Genomic DNA, 18,352 nt, shown 5'->3' with positions numbered 1-18,352 from the left:
TTCTAAAAAACGTTAAACTATGCAGCTATTGTATGCGTCTGTAAATTTTGTTATACATTACAGCTATAATGCAAGTCTTTATGAACGTACCTGACGAAAAAAATCTTTCCTTCCCTGAATTTTCTCCTTCCGATAGCCAAGCCTGGAGGGCACAAATTCTGCAGGACATCCGGAAGGCAACCGCTGAGGAGAAAGAAGCGGTGTATGAAGAGAAAATGCGGTGGAAAACATATGAAGGAATCACCATAGAACCTTTCTACACGCAGCAAGATATAGCCAGTATTCCTGAAATACGTTTTCCTGCACCTGCACAGGGCTGGCAAAACCGGCAATACATAGAGGTAAGAGGAGAAAAAGAAGCCAATGCACAAGCACAGGAAGCTATTAGTGGAGGAGCTGATGCCTTGTTACTGGATCTATCAAAAACTACTGGCCCGATAAATCTTTCACACCTGCTGCAACATATGAAGTTATCCCAAACGCCGGTAAGTTTTCAGGTACAGCATTTCTCCATTGATTTACTTACTCAATTGCAACAGATAGCTCCTTACTTATGGAAAGGAAGTGTGTATTACGATCCACTGGCAGCATATAGATCAGGCAAAGAAGGCGATCTGGATTCTGCTGTTGATTTGCTGGCACAAGCCATTCCATTTACTAGTAAGCATCCTCAGTTCAGAACACTTACGGTCAGTAGCCATCACTTCCACGAAGCAGGAGCCTCAGCGGTGCAGGAACTGGCTTTTCTATTAAATTCTTTTGTTGAATATGCGCATCAGCTCAGTGAACGCGGCATAGCCATCCAAGGTATTTTTGCAAGTACTGAATTTTCTGTATCGGTTAGCACCAACTACTTTATGGAAATTGCCAAAATCCGGGCCTTACATCTGTTGTGGCAACAAGTATCAAAGGCCTATCAGGTAGAGTCAAATCCTGCATATATCCATGCCCATACCGCACGGTGGAATAAGCCCGCCTCAGATGCGTATAACAACATGATCCGGGCTACGATTGAAGCGATGGCAGCAGCCTTAGGGGGAGTGGCCAGTATGACGGTTATGCCTTATAATAATAACCCAAACGATGCCCTGGCAACCCGTATTGCCAAAAATGTTTCGCTCATTCTGAAAGAAGAAAGCTATTTTGACAACGTGCTAGATGTAGCCAGCGGCTCGTATTATCTAGAGAGCCTGACTCAACGTCTGGCGGCAGAAGCCTGGAAACTATTTCAGACCGTAGAAGCCAGCGGGGGATATAGGCAAGCTGTAAAAGACGGCTTTATCAAAGAACAACTAATGCAGGTACGCAAAGCCAAGGAGGCAGATCTGCAAAGTGGAAAACAAGTGTTGGTAGGCGTAAACAAGTATGTGCCCAAGGAAGTTTCTGAGCCAGGCTTTTCAGTATTTAAAAACCGGCCGGATTAAATGTAGGTAAACAGCTTACCTATCAGGTATATTCGTATTCCTATAGCTACTATTCGTAGGTAAAACTCTTAATAAACCCCCATAATTCCTAAATCCTGTTAACCCAGGTGCCAGACGATGAAACCAGACTTTTCAACGATACAATTTGATATAAGCCAGCTAAAAACGCAAGCCAGTGCAGCATCCACAGCTAAACCCTGGAAAACAGCAGAAGGCATTGCCGTAAATCCGGTGTATTCAGCCAAAGATATATCAAACCTGCCTCATATTCATTTTGCAGCCGGTATTCCACCCTACCTGCGGGGGCCCTACGCATCTATGTATGTAACCCAGCCCTGGACCATCCGCCAGTATGCCGGTTTTTCTACCGCCAAACAATCCAATGCCTTTTACCGGCGCAACCTGGCAGCTGGGCAAAAAGGCTTATCTATTGCTTTTGACCTGGCTACCCACCGGGGCTACGATTCAGACCACCCCAGAGTAGTAGGTGATGTAGGAAAAGCAGGAGTAGCGATAGATTCCGTAGAAGACATGAAAATCCTGTTTGATGGTATTCCGCTGGATCAGATGTCGGTATCCATGACGATGAACGGGGCAGTAATTCCCATTATGGCATTCTATATTGTGGCTGCCGAAGAACAAGGCGTAAAACCAGAACAACTCAGTGGTACCATCCAGAATGATATTCTGAAAGAATTTATGGTACGCAACACGTATATCTATCCTCCTGCGCCTTCTATGCGTATCATTGCTGACATTTTTGCCTATACTTCCCGGCATATGCCCAAGTTTAATTCCATCAGCATCAGTGGCTATCACATGCAGGAAGCCGGGGCTACTGCCGACCTGGAGCTGGCGTATACGTTGGCAGATGGCCTGGAATATATCCGCACTGGTATTGCAGCTGGCATCGAAATAGATCAGTTTGCCCCTCGCCTATCGTTCTTTTGGGCTATTGGTATGAATCATTTTATGGAAATTGCCAAAATGCGGGCTGCCCGGATGTTATGGTCAAAAATTGTAAACAGCTTTCAACCTAAAAATCCTAAATCCCTGGCTTTACGTACCCACTGCCAGACTTCCGGCTGGAGCCTGACGGAACAAGACCCGTTTAACAACGTAACCCGTACCTGTATTGAAGCCATGGCAGCTGTACTGGGTGGCACGCAGTCGCTACATACCAACTCTCTGGATGAAGCCATTGCCCTACCCACCGATTTTTCGGCCCGTATTGCCCGTAACACCCAGTTGATTATAGCAGAAGAAACCAATATCCCTAAAGTGGTAGATCCCTGGGGCGGTTCGTATTATGTAGAATCACTTACCCATGAATTGGCACAAAAAGCATGGCAGTTGATACAAGAAGTAGAAACACTCGGAGGAATGGCCAAAGCTATTGAAACTGGCTTACCCAAGATGCGCATAGAAGAAGCGGCTGCCCGGAAACAAGCCAGAATAGATTCTGCCAAAGATGTAATTGTAGGGGTGAACAAATACAAAGTGTCAGACAAAACAGATATTGAATTACTGGAAGTAGATAATACAGCTGTACGAAACTCCCAGATAGTCAGATTAGAGAAATTAAAATCCGGACGGGATACTGAAGCTGTAGCAAAAGCTCTGGAAGCTATTACCCAAGGTGCTGCACAAACTTCTACTTCCGCAGCTAACAATTTGCTGGCATTAGCCGTGGATGCAGCCAGAAAACGTGCTACCTTAGGGGAAATATCGATGGCTATGGAACAGGTATTTGGCAGACATAAAGCTACTATACGTGCTATATCTGGTGTATATGCCGGAGAAGTGTCCGATGACGAAAACTTCCGCATTGCCCGGGAGATGGCCGATCAGTTTGCCCAGCTGGAAGGCAGAAGACCCCGGATTATGGTGGCTAAAATGGGCCAGGATGGCCACGACCGCGGAGCCAAAGTAATTGCTACGAGCTTTGCCGACCTGGGCTTTGATGTAGACATTGGCCCGCTATTCCAGACGCCGGAAGAAGTAGCCCGTCAGGCGGCAGAAAACGATGTACATATTGTGGGAGCCTCCAGCCTGGCTGCCGGCCATAAAACACTGGTACCGCAGTTGATAGAAGAACTAAAGAAACTTGGCCGGGAAGATATTATGGTAATTGCCGGAGGGGTAATTCCCCCGCAGGACTATGATTTTCTGTACAAAGCGGGCGTTGCTGGGGTTTTTGGCCCTGGTACCATAATTTCTGTAGCTGCACAGCAAATCTTGAAAAAGCTTATGGAAGAGTAGTTATCTAATATAATTTGATAATGCTCTATCTTGAAAATTGTGCAGTTCCTTCGCCAGTGATGTTTAACTGCCTTAAACATCACTTGGGTTTTATTCATGAATTTATCCTTACTAGTGTTGCCAATAAGAATATAAAAGCACTTTCCCCTCAACTACGCTTGATTGGCGAATCTCAGATGGACTTATATCTGGGAGAACTCACACCAATGTTGATTGCTCATCAAATCATTGAACAATTACATGAAAAAGAGGCTTTCAGAAAGGCAGCGTATATAGAGTTTATTCATACACAGAATATTGGCTACCAAACTTTGATTCTTTCGGATACATCCGTATGGATATTGAGAATAGGCGAAGTGGAAGGCAGGCATATTCACATTCATCCGGGAAGGTATTCACCCCATACTATACGCGTAAAAGCCAGTACCTTGAAAACAGCCATTGCCCTTTCGGTATGGATGAAGCTACACAATTACTCAGAAGCTACTGTAGAAATGCTGAACTTTGTACGGAAGGATATTTTAGGTGCATCACCAGTAAAATCATTTGCTGCAACAGAGGGATTTGGTAAGATATTCAATTTAATACATTCGGAATAAACTACTCCTAGAACTAGTATTTTTTGACTAGGTTTTTACTTTAAAATTTGGTTTCCTCCTATAGCCAACTGAGCCCTGAGTGTAGCAGCGTAGTAGTCTGAAGGCGATGCCTTTAAAATAAACCTAAACTTGTTAGGTTTTGAAAACCTAACAGGTTTCTTCTTTCATAATTAGCTGATAATTAATACGAGAGAAAGAAGATGTATCGGGCCTACAAATACTCTTACAAAAAAATGCAATTTTTAAATTTACAAATTTTCACATTTCCACATTTTCAAATTATTGAAAACTTCGGAAAACGTATACAGGTATTTAAATATAAGAAAAAGTTCATTGTATGCAGTTAGCAGAATACATTAGTGCATATGTAGCCACTATAGAAGACAAGCGTTGTAAAAAAACTTTATTTCTCTTTGTGAGCGCATAGTGCAGCACCAGCATATTAACATATGGACCTTGAGCCAAAACAAGGCTGAGTTTGACCGCTTTAAAGGTCTGCTGGATGGCACTTTACTTAATGGGGTTCAAGCTCAAGCTATCAATCAGGTGCTTATAGAGCAGGCCAAGTCAGTAGTGGAAGGCAAGCAAAGTATGGTTCTAGTACACGATATCTGTGATCTGAGAAAGCCATACAGCCAATCTATGCAAGAACTAGGAAAGGTGCGGAATTTGGAGGGAAAGTGGATCAATGGCTATCGCAGTTTTGATTCTGTTGCTATCGATGCAGATAAAAAGCAGTTACACTTGTTAGCTTGTCAGGTAGGTAAACTAGACACAGACTTAAACCATGCCGGATTAGAGCAAATTGTTAGTTTGCATAAAGGCCTCAAAGAAGCCAATGCTGATGTGGTACTCTGCCACGTGTTAGACCGGTGGTTTGATGATGTAGACTATTTTCAGGTATTAGATTCTCTGCCTGATAGCCGATTTGTAATCCGCATCAAGAACTGGCGTAATTCGGATGTAGAAGGACATTTTCAGCAGGAGGAAGATGAAATTAGGCGCTTAAAATGGGGACAAAAGACTTTACAAAAAAGCTTTACAAGGGTGTATGAGAAGTTTTCCTGGGGAGAAAAAGTGTATCATCAGGTCAATGCTCATTTCAGTTATGAACCCATTGTGTTAAAGGCAAACAAGTATTGTCTGCTGAAAGTGGAGTTAACCACACGTAAGGGTGAAAAAATATTCAAACAGCCGATGCTCTTGTTAAGCAACTATGGGATCAAAGCAGAAGAAATGGCTTTATGGGTTTTTCACCGCTATTTAAAGCGCAGCAAGATTGAGGGTGTGTTCAAGTTCTTAAAAGAGCATCTGGGATGGGAAGATTTCCAGGTAAGGGATTTTACAAGTATAGAAAATGTAATTGTACTGGCTTACTTCATTGGCGGCTACTTTTATGAAATAGAATCAGCCCTGACACATAACCCGGCTATGCAGCAAATCTGTCAGTTAGGCTATGGGAAAGGGAAAATCACCAAACTGTATTTTCTGAGAGGCTTAGCTAAACTGGCTGCCTGGGAAGAGATGCAATCTTTGATTGACCAAAAACAACTCTCAACAGATCAAGTCAAGAATTTGCTCAAGTACTATAAAACCTAAACATGTTTTCCGAAGTTTTCAACAAATTACTACTTCCCTGCTTTTACATACACCTCATCTCCTACCCTGATTTTTCCACCTTTAATAATCCTGGCCGTAATACCTCCATGGCCCCGCATTGCATTGTAGCCACCTTCGCCTAAGATTTCTTCCATCTGCGAACAAGGATGGCAAAGCCCGGTCATCTCCAACAAAGCTTCTCCTACATAAAATTGCTTGTCTTTCAGTGCCAATAAATTGATACCTTTCACAACGATATTGCGGCGAACAAGGCCAGGGTCCAAATCCGGTATATTCATAAAAGAAGAAACCGCTGCCAGATGCTCTGCCTGAATGAGGGTAACATGCCGGGTACTGGATGGAGTACCTTTGTAATGATCGCCAGCCAGGCCCCGGTTTTGTATGGCGTCCACTTCGGTCAGAGGTTTTACTGGCGACCGCCTTTCTGGCCGCACACTAATCCAGACTACTTTTCCAGGTTTTACCGGTGCATCCAGTAACTTACCTATGATAGACTCTTTGGCTGTTGGTTCGCTCATAGATGATAAACTACAAAAGTAGGTTTTTGTGTTCGTTTCGCTTAAATTTAAACAAAGCAAAGGGCCAATAATTCTGGGTATACCCCTATTATTGACCCTTTGTATATATAAGGCTACTCTTACTGCTTCATTTTTTCTACAATCTCCTCGGAAATACCAGAGCTGGAGAACCCACCATCGTGATACAGATTCTGCATGGTCACCTTGCGGGTAAAATCTGAGAAAAGAGTAATGACATAATCTGCACACTCCTCAGCTGTAGCATTGCCTAAAGGAGACATTTTATCGGCATAATCAAAAAACGCATCAAATCCACCTACGCCAGTACCTGCCGTTGTTTTGGTGGGTGACTGGGAAACAGTATTTACCCGTACCTTTTTCAGCTTACCATAGCGGTATCCATAACTGCGGGCAATTGACTCTAACACTGCTTTTGCTTGCGCCATGTCTGAATAATCGGGAAACGTACGTTGGGAAGCAATATAGGATAGCCCGACTACTGACCCCCATTCATTAATAGCATCTAATTTCTCAGCGACCTGCAACATTTTGTGAAAAGATAACGCAGAGATATCTATGCTTTTTAAAAACCATTCATAGTTCAAATCACCATACGAACGGCCTTTTCGTACATTCGGACTCATACCAATAGAATGCAGCACAAAATCTACCTTACCTCCCAGCACTTCCATAGACCGGGTATATAGTTTCTCAATATCTTCTACGGAGGTAGCATCTGCCGGAATAATTTCGGCACCACATTGCTCAGCTAGTTTATTAATCTGCCCCATCCGCATAGCAATAGGTGCATTCGTTAGTGTAAAGGTGGCTCCTTCTTCTTTCGCCTTTAAAGCAATTTTCCAGGCAATAGATTTTTCGTCCAGTGCGCCAGAAATAATTCCTTTCTTCCCTTTTAATAGATTGTAGGCCATTTTAATGAGTTTAAGATGTTGAGTTAATTTATATGTTAACGCGCTAAAGTTAAATGTTAAAGTTGAAAATTAAAATAACCGCTTTCAGATGTGTTGATAGATAGGCCATTGATTAATATACGGAAGTTTATGCGTTCACAAGAAAAATAATAATTGAGTTTAGTAAAGTTTATTGAAAAATTTGAAAAAGTAAAAATACAAGTGTGTTGGCCCGGAAAAACAGGGGGGTGTGCGTAAGTCTGTAGCGCAGAAGCTTTGTCAACACCTTCGGTGGCAACCATCGCATTCACATGCTCGGTTGTGTTGGTTCCCTTCGCATTCGCATGCTTGGAAAACCTAGACTTTTTTGTTACTTAAGGCACTAGGCTGGCTTAAAATGTGCATGCACACAAGCTGGCTCAAACATTCGCATGTTTGTCCTACCCTGTGGCAATGACAAAAAAGTAAGAAGATACGGCCAACATCATCTGGTTTAGTAGATAATTTTTGACTAAAATTATGAAAGTGTTAGAGGCTGTCTAAAAAAGTAATTTAAAACTGTTTAAGCATAAGTCGAATCATGGCTATGTGAATCATAGCTTCTGAGGATTTAACTTTTTGTTCATAATCTACACTCAATAGTCGATGAGCCGTTAATCAACTGACCGTGCGTTCTACAATCCAACATTTAGGTAGCACTTGAAAAGTTTTCATACCTAAAGGCTTACGCACACTGTAACATCCATCGGAAAGTCTTTCTAACAAAAGCTTCAAATTCACCACTATAGCCCCCGTCAGCAAAGATAACAGACAGACCAGGAAAGAGTTTCTTCAGTTTACAGAGTCGATTCAGCACAAAGCCCGCCCCTTTTCTCTCATCAATGTCTACCCGGTGTACCACCACTGATAGAAGTAAGCCTAAAGTATCAAGCAGAATATGACGTTTTCGACCTTTGATACGCTTAGCCGCATCAAAGCCGCGCTGACCACCCACAAAGGTGGTTTTTACACTTTGGCTATCCAGGATGGCGGCTGAAGGGCTCACTGGAATTGAAACAGTTTACTGGAGGATTTTTCAGGTATCCATTCTAATTTCTTCTAAATACGATTGATACTGCACTGGACTTCTATTGCCTAATGCAGAGTGCTTTCTTTTTCTATTGTACCATAGCTATTGATCGTAAATGATCAATTCATATATTCAAATATAGCCAGTTTAGCTTGTTCTTTTGTAGCATAATAAGCATGTTATATTAATTCTATTTTCAAGGTTTTAAAAAAACTTTCTGCTATTGCATTATCCCGGCCGATCTCAGGTACTGTCTTAAAAAGCAAGTAATAAAGTAGAAATATTTTAATAACTTTGTTCTACCGGAAAGAGAGCTTGCGGCGACTTATTGCACGGAAGTTCATCTTGTGTAGCCCTGCTTGTCGGGGCTACTTCTTTTTTCTCTACCATGGCTACTTGGTTTTTTTCAAAAACCACCGGAAAGAGAGGCTTCGGCTCATTATTACCGGAAGCAGTTTTAATTTCGTGGTGAGCATTATAGGGTATATCTTTCTTCCATAGGGTGTACATTAATACTAACAGCTTCTTTTGTATGGCTACATAGGTCTGCATTTTCTTTTTTCCATTATTAATTAACCGATCAAAAAAAGTTTTAAACATGCCTCCTTCATAGCGAACTACATTAAATGAAGGTAAATGTAGTATGCGCCTGATGCGGTAATTCCCTTTCTTAGATATTTTAGTTTTTCCTATTCGTTTGCCGGACTGCTTTTCTATCACATCATAGCCGGCATAACTGATCAGCTGTTTTTGGTTCTCAAACAAGGCAAACCCATTGGTTTCAGAAATGACAGTGACAGCAGTCAACAAACCTATGCCCTTGATCTGAGTGATATAATGCAACTTTCTTTTCAGCGCTGCATCTGATTCGACTACTAATGTAATTTCTTGCCTGATGCTTTCAATTTGTTTGTCTATTAGATTCACCATTGCCTGAAGCCTTTTCTGAGTGGGTTTACTCTCAAACTGAGCATGAGCTAAGGCATGTAGTTGATTGTTAAGTACATTTTTAGACTGCTGTAAGTTTTCATGCTCACGAGTTAAAGTGCGCAGATGGCAGAAAACTTTACTCATAGGCTGCCATAAAGAGAGGCTTTGCTGAGCACCCATATGAGCCAGGCCAATAGAATCAATTTTGTCATTCTTGCTTTTAAGTCCTAAGCTTTGAGCATACTGCCGCCCCTTATTGGGTAGTATCACACTTATTTTTTGCTCTTGCCTATATAGAAACCAGGCCAGCTGTTCATAGTAAACACCAGTAGCTTCCATCACATAAACAATAGGCAGGGACGGATCGCCGTGTTTAATAACCCACTCATTAAGTTCTTGAAAGCCTTTGATTTGATTGGCAAATTTACGGGTAGCCTTGATAGTTACTTTTTGAGTAGTATCAATAACTGAAAAACAGACATCCAGTTTGTCCTTGGATAGGTCAATGCCTACTGATTGTTTAAGGTTGCTCATGGAGAAAAGGTTAAAGTGAAGATTTAAAATATCAGATTCCGATTTCCTTTCTAACATCTTTTCTCATAGTTTATGAAGGATTAGTTTAGCTGAGAAACTATCCATAGGTACTGTTCTGATTCTGGAAAGGAAAGCAGAGAGGTTATACCTGAGATACAGTATCACCTATAAAAGGTGTACTTGACCAAGACCTGGATTTACCCCTTCTGCTTTCGGTCTCTTGCATGTAAAATTGCATTTTCTTGATTTATTCCCAAGATATGAGACCAAGCCTGATTGGAATCCATTCCCTTTTCTGCTCATACTTTGCAGTATAGGAAGCCTTTTGAACAGCTCTCTAAATTCATTGCATGCATGCAAACTTGACGATGGCTCGACATCGAGTTTGATTGTATGACTCTGTCGGAGTGAAATAGCAGGCTCTGGCAAAGAGGTCTATTTTTAATGGCCAGGCAGCGATGTTTGTATCAGCAGTTTTCATAGTATCACTAAGCGCTCATCCCACTACCTTTTGGTCAGCTAGATCAATAATAGCCGTTAAATATAGCCAGCCTTCTTGAGTTCGAATGTATGTGAGATCCTACACCCATTTCTGTCAGATGTTTTGGCTAAGAAATCCCTATTTAGGTGATTTTCAGCTACAGCATACAACTACGTTGGCTTGCTTAGGCTCACACCTCGCAAGTGTTTAGAATCAGTAATCTGTACCCGATACTTCTTTCTGAACATACTCTTGATATTTGCTTTTTTCATGAACCTAGCCCATCCTAAGCTATCGGAGGTCCAGTCTAGCTTATACTCTATTTATATCGACTAGTAACCTTTCTTGTTTAATTGTTCGGGAACCAATAGGCTGTTTCAGCCACAATGGAGCCGAGAGGGTACGGAGGCGATATAGCCGAACGTACCGAACGCAGTTCATTGTGCTCGTAGAGCTAATACCCACTTACACTTACGTTATCTGCTTACACATCTTTTCAACAGAAAATATCTCCCTTTGCTCCTTTATAAATCTGAATATTTGCTGGCTCCCTCGAAAAAGATGCTGACCGTCTTTTTGGACCTGCCTACGTTGTGAGCCATCGGCTCCAATATATCACGTTCTAACTGGGCCACCTTGAGCTCCCTCTGTAAGCACCTGATTTCTATTTGCTCTGCAGTAAGTAGAGATTTTTCTTTTGATATTGTCTTTCCCAGAGTTTGTTTTGCCGCCACTTACTTAATCTACCCGGATCTATTTCTAATTCTTATGCTGCTATTTTTACGGAGCCTTTTGTATTGGATAGTTCTATGGCCATCATCTTGAATGCATTATCGAATACTTGTCTTTTCATGTGGTCAAATTTAATACATTATTAAATCTGCCTATCTTTTCCCTCCACTCAAAGGAAGCAAGTTCACTATAGAGCTGCGGCAGTGTCTTTCTCTTCCCATTTTACATCTGACATGACGGAATACGCATCTCCGGTCTTAGGATGAGAGCTCATAGCCTTTTGAGCATAGTGCTTTTGAAAGGCAAATTTCTGGTTCTGGCTCTTGCTATCTAGATCTTGAGTTGATACACATGGACAAGGAAAGCATAGGTAGCCCAATAGGTAGAAGCTTATTGTAGAGCCAGTTTAAAGTAATGTTCGACGGTATCTGCGCCTTCTTTGGTCCAGATATGGTCGTAATAAGCTTTTTTGAAATATTCAAAGGCTTTTGCATTAGCAGAACTCACCCGGCTGGCATCTTTATAGTAGCTATAGCCTCGCTGTGCAACAACAAGCAGATGTTACTCACTAACAAAAGCAGGCAAAATGCTTTTTTCATAGCTTATACTGTAGACCGATGGTAGTCCTTACCCTTCTTTTATCAGTACATTGAAATGTGATCTTACCTGTTAGTAGTTAAAATATGGCTCTTTATGAAAGCAAGCAGCGTACAACTGCTAGTAATACGTTTTAAACTTCACAACATAGGGCAGCTGTATTGATTTAATTTTCCCTATGTTGAGAAGTTTAAGCTTATCTTACCCACCCTGCACTCATTCACTTCTTAAACTCTGTACCGGATTGGCTAGTGCTGCCTTACTGGATTGTAAGCTTATCACCAATAGGATCGCCACACTCAGCAGGACAAGAGTAGCTAAGAAAGGCATCAAGGTAAGTTCCACTTGGTAGACATAACCCGAGAGCCATTGCCGCATCAACAGATAAGCCATTGGACAGGCAAGCAAGGCCGCCACTAGCGTAACTCCTATAAACTCTTTGGTAAATAAAGCTATAATGTCCACCACGCCTGCTCCCAGCACTTTTCTGATGCCTATTTCTTTTATGCGTTTTTGAATACTTAACGAAACCAGACCTAAAACGCCTAATAATACAATTATGAAGGCTAGCAGTGTGGCTAGATAAGCTGCTTTTTTCAACTGCAGTTCCGTTCTATAGACTTTGGCTAAGGTATCATCCATAAACGTATACTCGAAAGGGCTAGCTGGCATTGAACTAGACCATTGTTTTTGTAGAGTAGCGAGCGTTTGACTTATATTGCCTGGCTTTATTTTAAAGGTTAGATAGCGAAACGTATTGGTTACGCCCACATGGATGAAAATGATCGGCTCAATGGCTTTTTGCATCGAACCAAAATGAAAATCTTTCGTCACTCCGGCTATTACTCCTGGCGGCCCCCCATCGGTAAACCGGATTTGTTTGCCTACTGCTTCCGAGCTATTTTGCCATCCTAAGGCTTTCGCTGCTATTTCATTGATGACAACTTTAGAGGAATCAATAAAAGCTCCTGGGGCAGCGTAAAATTCACCGGCTACCATGGGTATATCATAAGTTGCCCCATAATATTCATCGCTCATTAAGAGAAGGCAGGAAATAGCCGTTGTAGAATCGGCTCCTACCCGGTAGATAGGTACACTTCCGCTATGATTTCCATCCGGTACTTCATACGACAGGGTTACATGGCTTACTTCCGGCATGGCGGCAAATTGCTTGCGTATACTTTCCATATTTCTGACGCCTTCGGGTGTCCAGTTGCGGGGCAGTTGTGCTGACAAAATATAGTCTGTACGATAACCCAGGGTTTCGCTAAAAAACAAGTTGATCTGTTTAGCTATGATGATGGCACTGAAGCCCACCACCATAGCTGTCCCAAACTGAAAAGCAACTAAGCCTTTACGCAGCAGTATATTTTCTTTGATGGAAGTAACTTTTCCTTTCAGTACCTCTACTACCTTGAGCGAGGATAAGATAAATGCCGGATAAACACCTGATAGAATACCTAACAGGAGGGTTAACAAGATAGGGTAGATAAAAAAGTAAGCGGGAAACTCACTTAGCTCAGGTAAGGGTTTGCCCAGCATGCCACTAAACAAGTTTCGGCTGATCTCATATCCTAAGATGGATAGGAAGGTGGAGATAGCTACTAGCAGGATAGATTCTGTTAAGAATTGGCCAATGATCTGCTTTTTTACTCCTCCTAATACTTTACGGATGCCAATCTCCCGCATACGGATGGTAGAGCGGCTGACAGTCAGGTTGATAAAATTAATCAGGGCCATCAACAGAATAAAGCAGGAGATTGCTGATAAGGCGAGGAGCATTTTTTTTACAACGCCATTATTAGCCAGTAGGCTGTATTCGCTGAGTGATACCAAGTAAGGTTTCAGGTTAGTGGCTATTTGAGCGGGGGCGTGCTGCGTTAGCAAATAGTGCATCGGTTGCTCCAATTCTTTAGGGCTTACCTCTGGCTGCAGCTCAATATAGCTGATGATAAATGGATTGGACCAATCCATGTTTCTGCCAAAGTAAAACTGGTTGGCTGTAGAGATAAACACCTCATTATCGAGGCTCTCATTGATCGAAGCAACACTAGTTACCGAGTTTCTCCCTTCCTTAGCCAGTACACCAGTTATAAGAAAGTCATGTTTTGTGCCCGAGAAATTTTGCAGGGAAAGGCTTTGTCCCACTACATCGGTTTTGCCAAAGTATTTATGGGCTAGTTGGGCTGTGATCACCACTTTGAAAGGTGCATCTAAAGCGCTGGCAGCATCTCCTTGCAAGAGCTTGAGCCCATACATAGTTAGCAGGGTACTATCACAGATAGCAACTGCTTCGCGGAAGCTCTTCTCGCCTGTAGAAACAATGGTTTTTACCCCATCCCATCGGAAGTAATTAGCCACCAGGTGTGGATAATTCTCTTTTAAAGCTTTCGCTAAGGGGCCAACTGAGGTAAGTTCATGACCCATGGTCGCATCGCGCCACTTACTTTGGATAATATATTGGTGGTCTACTCCCCGTAAGTGTGCATTAACTTGAAATTCACTCCAGACATAAGCCGCGATCAAAAAGGCGAAACAAATCCCTGTAGCAAGACCTGCAATATTTAGCAAGGAGTAAAAGCGGCTTTTTAAAAGATTGCGCCAGGTAATAAGGAAGTAGTTTTTGAGCATGGCCGTAGAGAGTTGAAGGTTGGACGATGAGATGGACTACTAAAACTCAGGGATGCGCAGTAATTAGAGTAAATACTGATTACTGCTTTCTAAAAATGGCTACACAAGCAATGCCACTTATTAAAATATTGAAAGTCAATTAATTAACTTGCTATTTAAGTATACTTACTGTCCGGTTTTGATACGATTGCTGTCTGTAAATGGACAAGTAGGATGAAAAGCAAGGCCAAGCGGCCATTTCAAAAACGGGCGGCTACTATAATAAGCAAACCTCGTCCCTTTAGAGAAAGCAATGGTCTTTTCTGGCTATAGATTTATAACAAAAGATTAAAAATGTTAATTTCTCTTTGACTCCAGTAGTGAGGTTTCATAAAAGGAGGTAGTTGGCCCAACACCCTTTCTAAATTTTTTAATATATCTGATTTATTTGGAGTAAGTCAAGCAATAGCAGAATTTGAAAGGAAGCCTTCCACCAACAGGTATCTCTGGTTACTTATGTAAGGGGTAAATGATACATATGTAAGAAAACAATAAATACCTTATATTTTTACTCATTAAACTATACACCACATGCTTGCTCAATTAGTTTACGTCAGCTCAAGAAAAAGTACTTGCAGCGATCAGGAAATAGAAAAAATTCTATCAGCTTGCCAGAAGAATAATCCCCATGTGGAAGCCACAGGGGTACTGTTATACTCTAAAGATAAGTTTATTCAATACTTAGAAGGAGATTCCAAACAATTACTTAGCTTGTTTGATAAGATTAAACAAGATTCAAGACATGAGCAGGTAAGAATGATTTCTTATGGCCCGATTAAAGAGAAAGCCTTTCCGTCCTGGCATATGGCAACTAAGCAGCTTTCAAAATCAGAGGTAGAATATAAAACCCATATCTCGATTGAGGATAAAAAAATTTTTCATCAACTGCTCAAAGGTCAGCAGCAAGAAGGATCAAAAGTATTGTCCTTGCTTAAACAATTTTTTAATTGATAGACATGCTGCTTCTTCTACATAAAGCCTCTTTCTGTGAGGCTTTTTTGTTTATTATACCTTGATAAGGGGGCTGCTAGTTAAATAGTAAAACAATAATGCTTGCTTCCAATAAATAAGTTATTCAGGATATGAGGGCGAATTAGTTTTTAGAGTTTTACCAAAAGTAGCTTTTAACAGACCTTCTTTAATTGTAACTAAGCTGGTCATATCCCAAACTCCTACTAAATCGGCTGTAGCAGGATTTGGAGTTTCAGCTACTCTCATATATTTCATGGAACATGGCTTTTTTTCCATCAGGTGTAATAATAGCTCCATCTTGATGAAGTTTGCCCCTTTCTACTTTTAAGGTAAAATCTGTTTTATATCCATCCGTTAAGGCTTCTACATACTTATTACCTTTAAGTTGATATGTACCTACATCTCCCCCTCCTCTCAGAGAATCTTGGTTGTAATTGATATACATCCAGTGGGTAGGGGTCAGAATCTTGTACTGGGTGTTTTTCGATAAATCTGTTGTAAAGGCTACACCATCTATAAATATTCCTTTTTGAGAGATGAGCTTCCAGGTGCCTACTACTTGGGAATGGAGATTGGCTTGGCTTTGGGCTAATATCCCTTGCATCATGAGAAAATGGAAGAGAAAACAAAGAATAATTTTGATTTTTATCAGAGTATAAATTAAAGAGTTTTATTTAGTGGAAACTGTTTTAGCGGTTTGATTATCTGACCTTTCCATTACATCTGCTCGCTGATAATGAACTTTATTGTTGCTAAATTGGCCAACATTTACTTGTACTTTTCCATCGGCCACTGGTTCAAAGTTTAACTTTGTATTAGATGGCAATTTGTGAGAAGAAAATTCTGGCGCACCACTTACATATTTTCTCCTTCTTTCTTGTAGGGAAAAATCATTGATTGAAGAACTTTCGCATCTGATTTTCTTATTTGGAACCATTATGTAGAGGTAATGATGCGCAGGGTTTGTAGAGATGAATCAGAAGAAAAATCTTTTCCATCCGCCATTTTTGAATCAATCACTTTCCAAGTACCTACTATTTCTACTGTGCCTTGCGGAGAAAGATTTACTTTGGTAAAGACATTAGTTAATGGCTGAACTCTTCCATGGGTAAAAGTGACTGAACCTGTTTGATAAAATTTATCTCTTGCTACTTTATAATCAAAAGCCAGCTTTTTTATTTTTATCTAATAGGGTATTGCCTGTTTCAATTTCGATATACTCTACATATTTTCCATTTTCGATAGAGAATGAACTGTGTTAAAAAACAAGGATCAAAGGGAAAAAAAGTTTTAGGCACCCAAATAAAGTTTGGTTTTAGTCCGCAATTAGGTTAGGTGCTAGATATGCTTTTCCACTTTTAGCAATCGCAAAAGCCTGTTTGAGGAGTTTATTGGCTACAGCAATTAGAGTTAATTTAACTGGCTTGCCTTTCGCGCGAAGCCTATCAAAGAGGGTTTTGCAAGCCAGATTACAGCTTTTGGCTTTCAAGGCACATAGATAAAGTAAGGAACGAATACGGCCTGTACCCATTTTGCAAATATGCCCCTTCCCTTTAATAGAAGTACCCGATTGATAAATACGTGGGGCAAGGCCTACATAAGAAGTAAGCTGGTGGTGATTGGAGAAAGTAGTGAAGCCTTTGCCCACCATAATCAGGACAGCAGCTGTTTTAGGGCCTATCCCTGGAATGGAACGTAAGTTAGATATTAACGTTGAATCATGATTTTTGATTTTCTCATAAGTGCTTGTTTGTAGTTGGTCGATCTGCCAGCTAAGTTCCTCTAAAAGGGTGAGTAAAGCATTTTGAGCCTTTTGACTTTGGTGAGGAAGTTGTGCAAAAGCATCTTGTTGATTTAACAAGGCCGTACGTTGTTTAATAAGTTGCTCGACCAAAGTCATTTCTTGAGCTGCTTCCAGGAGTAATTCCGGTGTGGGCTACCACAGAACTGGCTTTTCTAACTGAGCGTATTGGGCAATCAAAATGGCATCTGCCTTATCAGTTTTTGCCCTGACAGGGCGCATCTGTGTGAAACGTTTGATGACAAGTGGGTTAACTACCGATACAGGTATTTGTTTTTGATAGAAGAAAGTAGCCAGACGGCAGTAATATGGCCCGCTTGCTTCCATTAAGCAATGACTGCGGTGGGGTAATTGGGTAAGTAGGCTAGCGAATCCATCCTCTGTATTGTCAAGCTTAATGACCTGATACCCTTTCTGGCTTGGTAGAGCTACTTCAAAACTAGCTTTGGCACAATCAATTCCAATGTAATTCATGCGGTTAAAAGAAAAAAGTAAAACAAACTTAATGCACTAGATTAGGAAACCTTTTTATCGCTTTAGCAATCTTACAAACAGGCTCGTCGGCCTACTGAACTGTCCAAAGTCGTAAAAAGCAGATGGAGGGACTAGCATACTCTACAGTCTCTAAGGAGCAATGAGCCGAGAAAGTCTTTATCTCCGTCCGTTGCCTTTTCAGCTTATTGGCAAAATAATATTTGGTTTTATAAATTCAATCTATTTTACAACAAACTTAAGATGTGCCAAAGCCTGTATAAATCATGGTATCTCTTTTCGTATCCATGCCCATACACCCCACTTGGGTAGGAGAAATTATTTTGGTTTCTTTGATGCCCCTTTGGGGATTTCCCTTTATCCAAGTGCCTACTAAGGCATGGGGTTGGGCCAGTAATGGCAGGTATAATACCAGTAATAGCACAGAGAAAAGTAATTTGATTTTCATTTCGACTTAGGGGTTATCTAGTGGAGGCGGTTTTGCTAATTTTTCCATTTACTTTTTCATAGACATCATGCCACATGTGTGTACCTTCTTTGTCTGTCATTTTTCCAACCATATTAGCATACCTGATTCGATGCGCTCTAAGGTGGAGAATCCGGAGTATGCTGACCCCTTTTGAAGCCCCGGATTCCGGCAAGTAAGTAGCTAAAAAGCTACGGATTATGTCATTCCGGCAGATGTTGTTGGTTCAGCGTCAGATTAGGTGAAAAGTAGGAGGATTCATCGTTAAGTAAGG

Annotated in this window: 16 protein-coding genes and 1 pseudogene; 5 read left to right on the top strand and 12 right to left on the bottom strand. The window is 41.2% G+C overall.

The window, feature by feature from the left end; genetic code table 11:
* Positions 1–80 precede the first annotated feature (80 nt).
* The 4 genes from Q0590_RS32295 to Q0590_RS32280 all read left to right on the top strand — a co-directional run bounded on the left by Q0590_RS32295 (position 81) and on the right by Q0590_RS32280 (position 5,884).
* On the top strand, positions 81–1,424 hold the full coding sequence (locus tag Q0590_RS32295; RefSeq protein WP_302041800.1) for a methylmalonyl-CoA mutase family protein: 1,344 nt from the start codon (positions 81–83) through the stop codon (positions 1,422–1,424).
* Positions 1,425–1,541: 117 nt separating this feature from the next.
* Positions 1,542–3,686 (top strand): methylmalonyl-CoA mutase, encoded by a 2,145-nt coding sequence (scpA, locus tag Q0590_RS32290; RefSeq protein WP_302041799.1) that lies wholly within the window; start codon positions 1,542–1,544, stop codon positions 3,684–3,686.
* 20 nt (positions 3,687–3,706) lie between these two features.
* Complete coding sequence (locus Q0590_RS32285) at positions 3,707–4,285, top strand: hypothetical protein (RefSeq protein ID WP_302041798.1); 579 nt, start codon at positions 3,707–3,709, stop codon at positions 4,283–4,285.
* Positions 4,286–4,741: 456 nt separating this feature from the next.
* On the top strand, positions 4,742–5,884 hold the full coding sequence (locus Q0590_RS32280; RefSeq protein WP_302041797.1) for a hypothetical protein: 1,143 nt from the start codon (positions 4,742–4,744) through the stop codon (positions 5,882–5,884).
* A 29-nt stretch (positions 5,885–5,913) separates the two neighbouring features.
* Here Q0590_RS32280 and Q0590_RS32275 read toward each other — a convergent pair whose 3' ends face one another.
* The 6 genes and pseudogenes from Q0590_RS32275 to Q0590_RS32255 form a co-directional block, all read right to left on the bottom strand.
* Complete coding sequence (locus tag Q0590_RS32275) at positions 5,914–6,423, bottom strand: MOSC domain-containing protein (protein ID WP_302041796.1); 510 nt, start codon at positions 6,421–6,423, stop codon at positions 5,914–5,916.
* 119 nt (positions 6,424–6,542) lie between these two features.
* Positions 6,543–7,355 (bottom strand): enoyl-ACP reductase FabI, encoded by an 813-nt coding sequence (locus Q0590_RS32270; protein ID WP_302041795.1) that lies wholly within the window; start codon positions 7,353–7,355, stop codon positions 6,543–6,545.
* Positions 7,356–8,058: 703 nt separating this feature from the next.
* Positions 8,059–8,379, bottom strand: coding sequence for a transposase (locus Q0590_RS32265; protein ID WP_302041794.1), 321 nt, complete (start codon positions 8,377–8,379; stop codon positions 8,059–8,061).
* Positions 8,380–8,688: 309 nt separating this feature from the next.
* Complete coding sequence (locus tag Q0590_RS32260; RefSeq protein WP_302041793.1) at positions 8,689–9,867, bottom strand: IS110 family RNA-guided transposase; 1,179 nt, start codon at positions 9,865–9,867, stop codon at positions 8,689–8,691.
* A gap of 392 nt (positions 9,868–10,259) precedes the next feature.
* Positions 10,260–10,447: pseudogene (locus tag Q0590_RS37800) on the bottom strand (IS3-like element ISLbl1 family transposase); the annotation flags it as partial.
* A 1,446-nt stretch (positions 10,448–11,893) separates the two neighbouring features.
* Positions 11,894–14,308 (bottom strand): ABC transporter permease, encoded by a 2,415-nt coding sequence (locus tag Q0590_RS32255; protein WP_302041792.1) that lies wholly within the window; start codon positions 14,306–14,308, stop codon positions 11,894–11,896.
* A 570-nt stretch (positions 14,309–14,878) separates the two neighbouring features.
* Here Q0590_RS32255 and Q0590_RS32250 point away from each other — a divergent pair.
* Entirely contained in the window at positions 14,879–15,298 is a 420-nt protein-coding gene (locus tag Q0590_RS32250; RefSeq protein ID WP_302041791.1) for a BLUF domain-containing protein, read from the top strand.
* 120 nt (positions 15,299–15,418) lie between these two features.
* Here the strand turns inward: Q0590_RS32250 and Q0590_RS32245 are convergent, their stop codons facing one another.
* The 6 genes from Q0590_RS32245 to Q0590_RS32220 all read right to left on the bottom strand — a co-directional run bounded on the left by Q0590_RS32245 (position 15,419) and on the right by Q0590_RS32220 (position 18,060).
* Positions 15,419–15,565, bottom strand: a complete 147-nt coding sequence (locus Q0590_RS32245; RefSeq protein WP_302041790.1) for a hypothetical protein — start codon at positions 15,563–15,565, stop codon at positions 15,419–15,421.
* The gene (locus Q0590_RS32240; protein ID WP_302041789.1) at positions 15,552–15,926 is read right to left on the bottom strand and encodes a hypothetical protein; all 375 of its coding nucleotides are present in this window, start codon (positions 15,924–15,926) and stop codon (positions 15,552–15,554) included. Before Q0590_RS32240 ends, Q0590_RS32245 begins: the two co-directional genes overlap by 14 nt.
* Positions 15,927–15,989: 63 nt before the next feature.
* Positions 15,990–16,256 (bottom strand): hypothetical protein, encoded by a 267-nt coding sequence (locus Q0590_RS32235; protein WP_302041788.1) that lies wholly within the window; start codon positions 16,254–16,256, stop codon positions 15,990–15,992.
* A gap of 378 nt (positions 16,257–16,634) precedes the next feature.
* On the bottom strand, positions 16,635–17,219 hold the full coding sequence (locus tag Q0590_RS32230; RefSeq protein WP_302041787.1) for a transposase: 585 nt from the start codon (positions 17,217–17,219) through the stop codon (positions 16,635–16,637).
* 36 nt (positions 17,220–17,255) lie between these two features.
* Complete coding sequence (locus tag Q0590_RS32225) at positions 17,256–17,594, bottom strand: IS110 family transposase (protein WP_302041786.1); 339 nt, start codon at positions 17,592–17,594, stop codon at positions 17,256–17,258.
* A gap of 256 nt (positions 17,595–17,850) precedes the next feature.
* Positions 17,851–18,060, bottom strand: coding sequence for a hypothetical protein (locus tag Q0590_RS32220; protein ID WP_302041785.1), 210 nt, complete (start codon positions 18,058–18,060; stop codon positions 17,851–17,853).
* Positions 18,061–18,352: the final 292 nt, after the last annotated feature.

It is taken from the genome of Rhodocytophaga aerolata (assembly GCF_030503435.1).
Classification (GTDB): domain Bacteria; phylum Bacteroidota; class Bacteroidia; order Cytophagales; family 172606-1; genus Rhodocytophaga; species Rhodocytophaga aerolata.
Note: the sequence above shows the minus strand (reverse complement) of the source record. Positions and strands in the feature narration are given on the sequence as shown.

What these genes read in the sequence shown, in the direction of transcription:
- Q0590_RS32295 (WP_302041800.1), top strand. Translation starts at nt 81, where the DNA reads ATGAACGTACCTGACGAAAAAAATCTTTCCTTCCCTGAATTTTCTCCT.
- scpA (WP_302041799.1), top strand. Translation starts at nt 1,542, where the DNA reads ATGAAACCAGACTTTTCAACGATACAATTTGATATAAGCCAGCTAAAA.
- Q0590_RS32285 (WP_302041798.1), top strand. Translation starts at nt 3,707, where the DNA reads ATGCTCTATCTTGAAAATTGTGCAGTTCCTTCGCCAGTGATGTTTAAC.
- Q0590_RS32275 (WP_302041796.1), bottom strand. Translation starts at nt 6,423, where the DNA reads ATGAGCGAACCAACAGCCAAAGAGTCTATCATAGGTAAGTTACTGGAT.
- Q0590_RS32270 (WP_302041795.1), bottom strand. Translation starts at nt 7,355, where the DNA reads ATGGCCTACAATCTATTAAAAGGGAAGAAAGGAATTATTTCTGGCGCA.
- Q0590_RS32260 (WP_302041793.1), bottom strand. Translation starts at nt 9,867, where the DNA reads ATGAGCAACCTTAAACAATCAGTAGGCATTGACCTATCCAAGGACAAA.
- Q0590_RS32255 (WP_302041792.1), bottom strand. Translation starts at nt 14,308, where the DNA reads ATGCTCAAAAACTACTTCCTTATTACCTGGCGCAATCTTTTAAAAAGC.
- Q0590_RS32250 (WP_302041791.1), top strand. Translation starts at nt 14,879, where the DNA reads ATGCTTGCTCAATTAGTTTACGTCAGCTCAAGAAAAAGTACTTGCAGC.
- Q0590_RS32245 (WP_302041790.1), bottom strand. Translation starts at nt 15,565, where the DNA reads ATGAGAGTAGCTGAAACTCCAAATCCTGCTACAGCCGATTTAGTAGGA.
- Q0590_RS32240 (WP_302041789.1), bottom strand. Translation starts at nt 15,926, where the DNA reads ATGATGCAAGGGATATTAGCCCAAAGCCAAGCCAATCTCCATTCCCAA.
- Q0590_RS32235 (WP_302041788.1), bottom strand. Translation starts at nt 16,256, where the DNA reads ATGGTTCCAAATAAGAAAATCAGATGCGAAAGTTCTTCAATCAATGAT.
- Q0590_RS32230 (WP_302041787.1), bottom strand. Translation starts at nt 17,219, where the DNA reads ATGACTTTGGTCGAGCAACTTATTAAACAACGTACGGCCTTGTTAAAT.
- Q0590_RS32225 (WP_302041786.1), bottom strand. Translation starts at nt 17,594, where the DNA reads ATGAATTACATTGGAATTGATTGTGCCAAAGCTAGTTTTGAAGTAGCT.
- Q0590_RS32220 (WP_302041785.1), bottom strand. Translation starts at nt 18,060, where the DNA reads ATGAAAATCAAATTACTTTTCTCTGTGCTATTACTGGTATTATACCTG.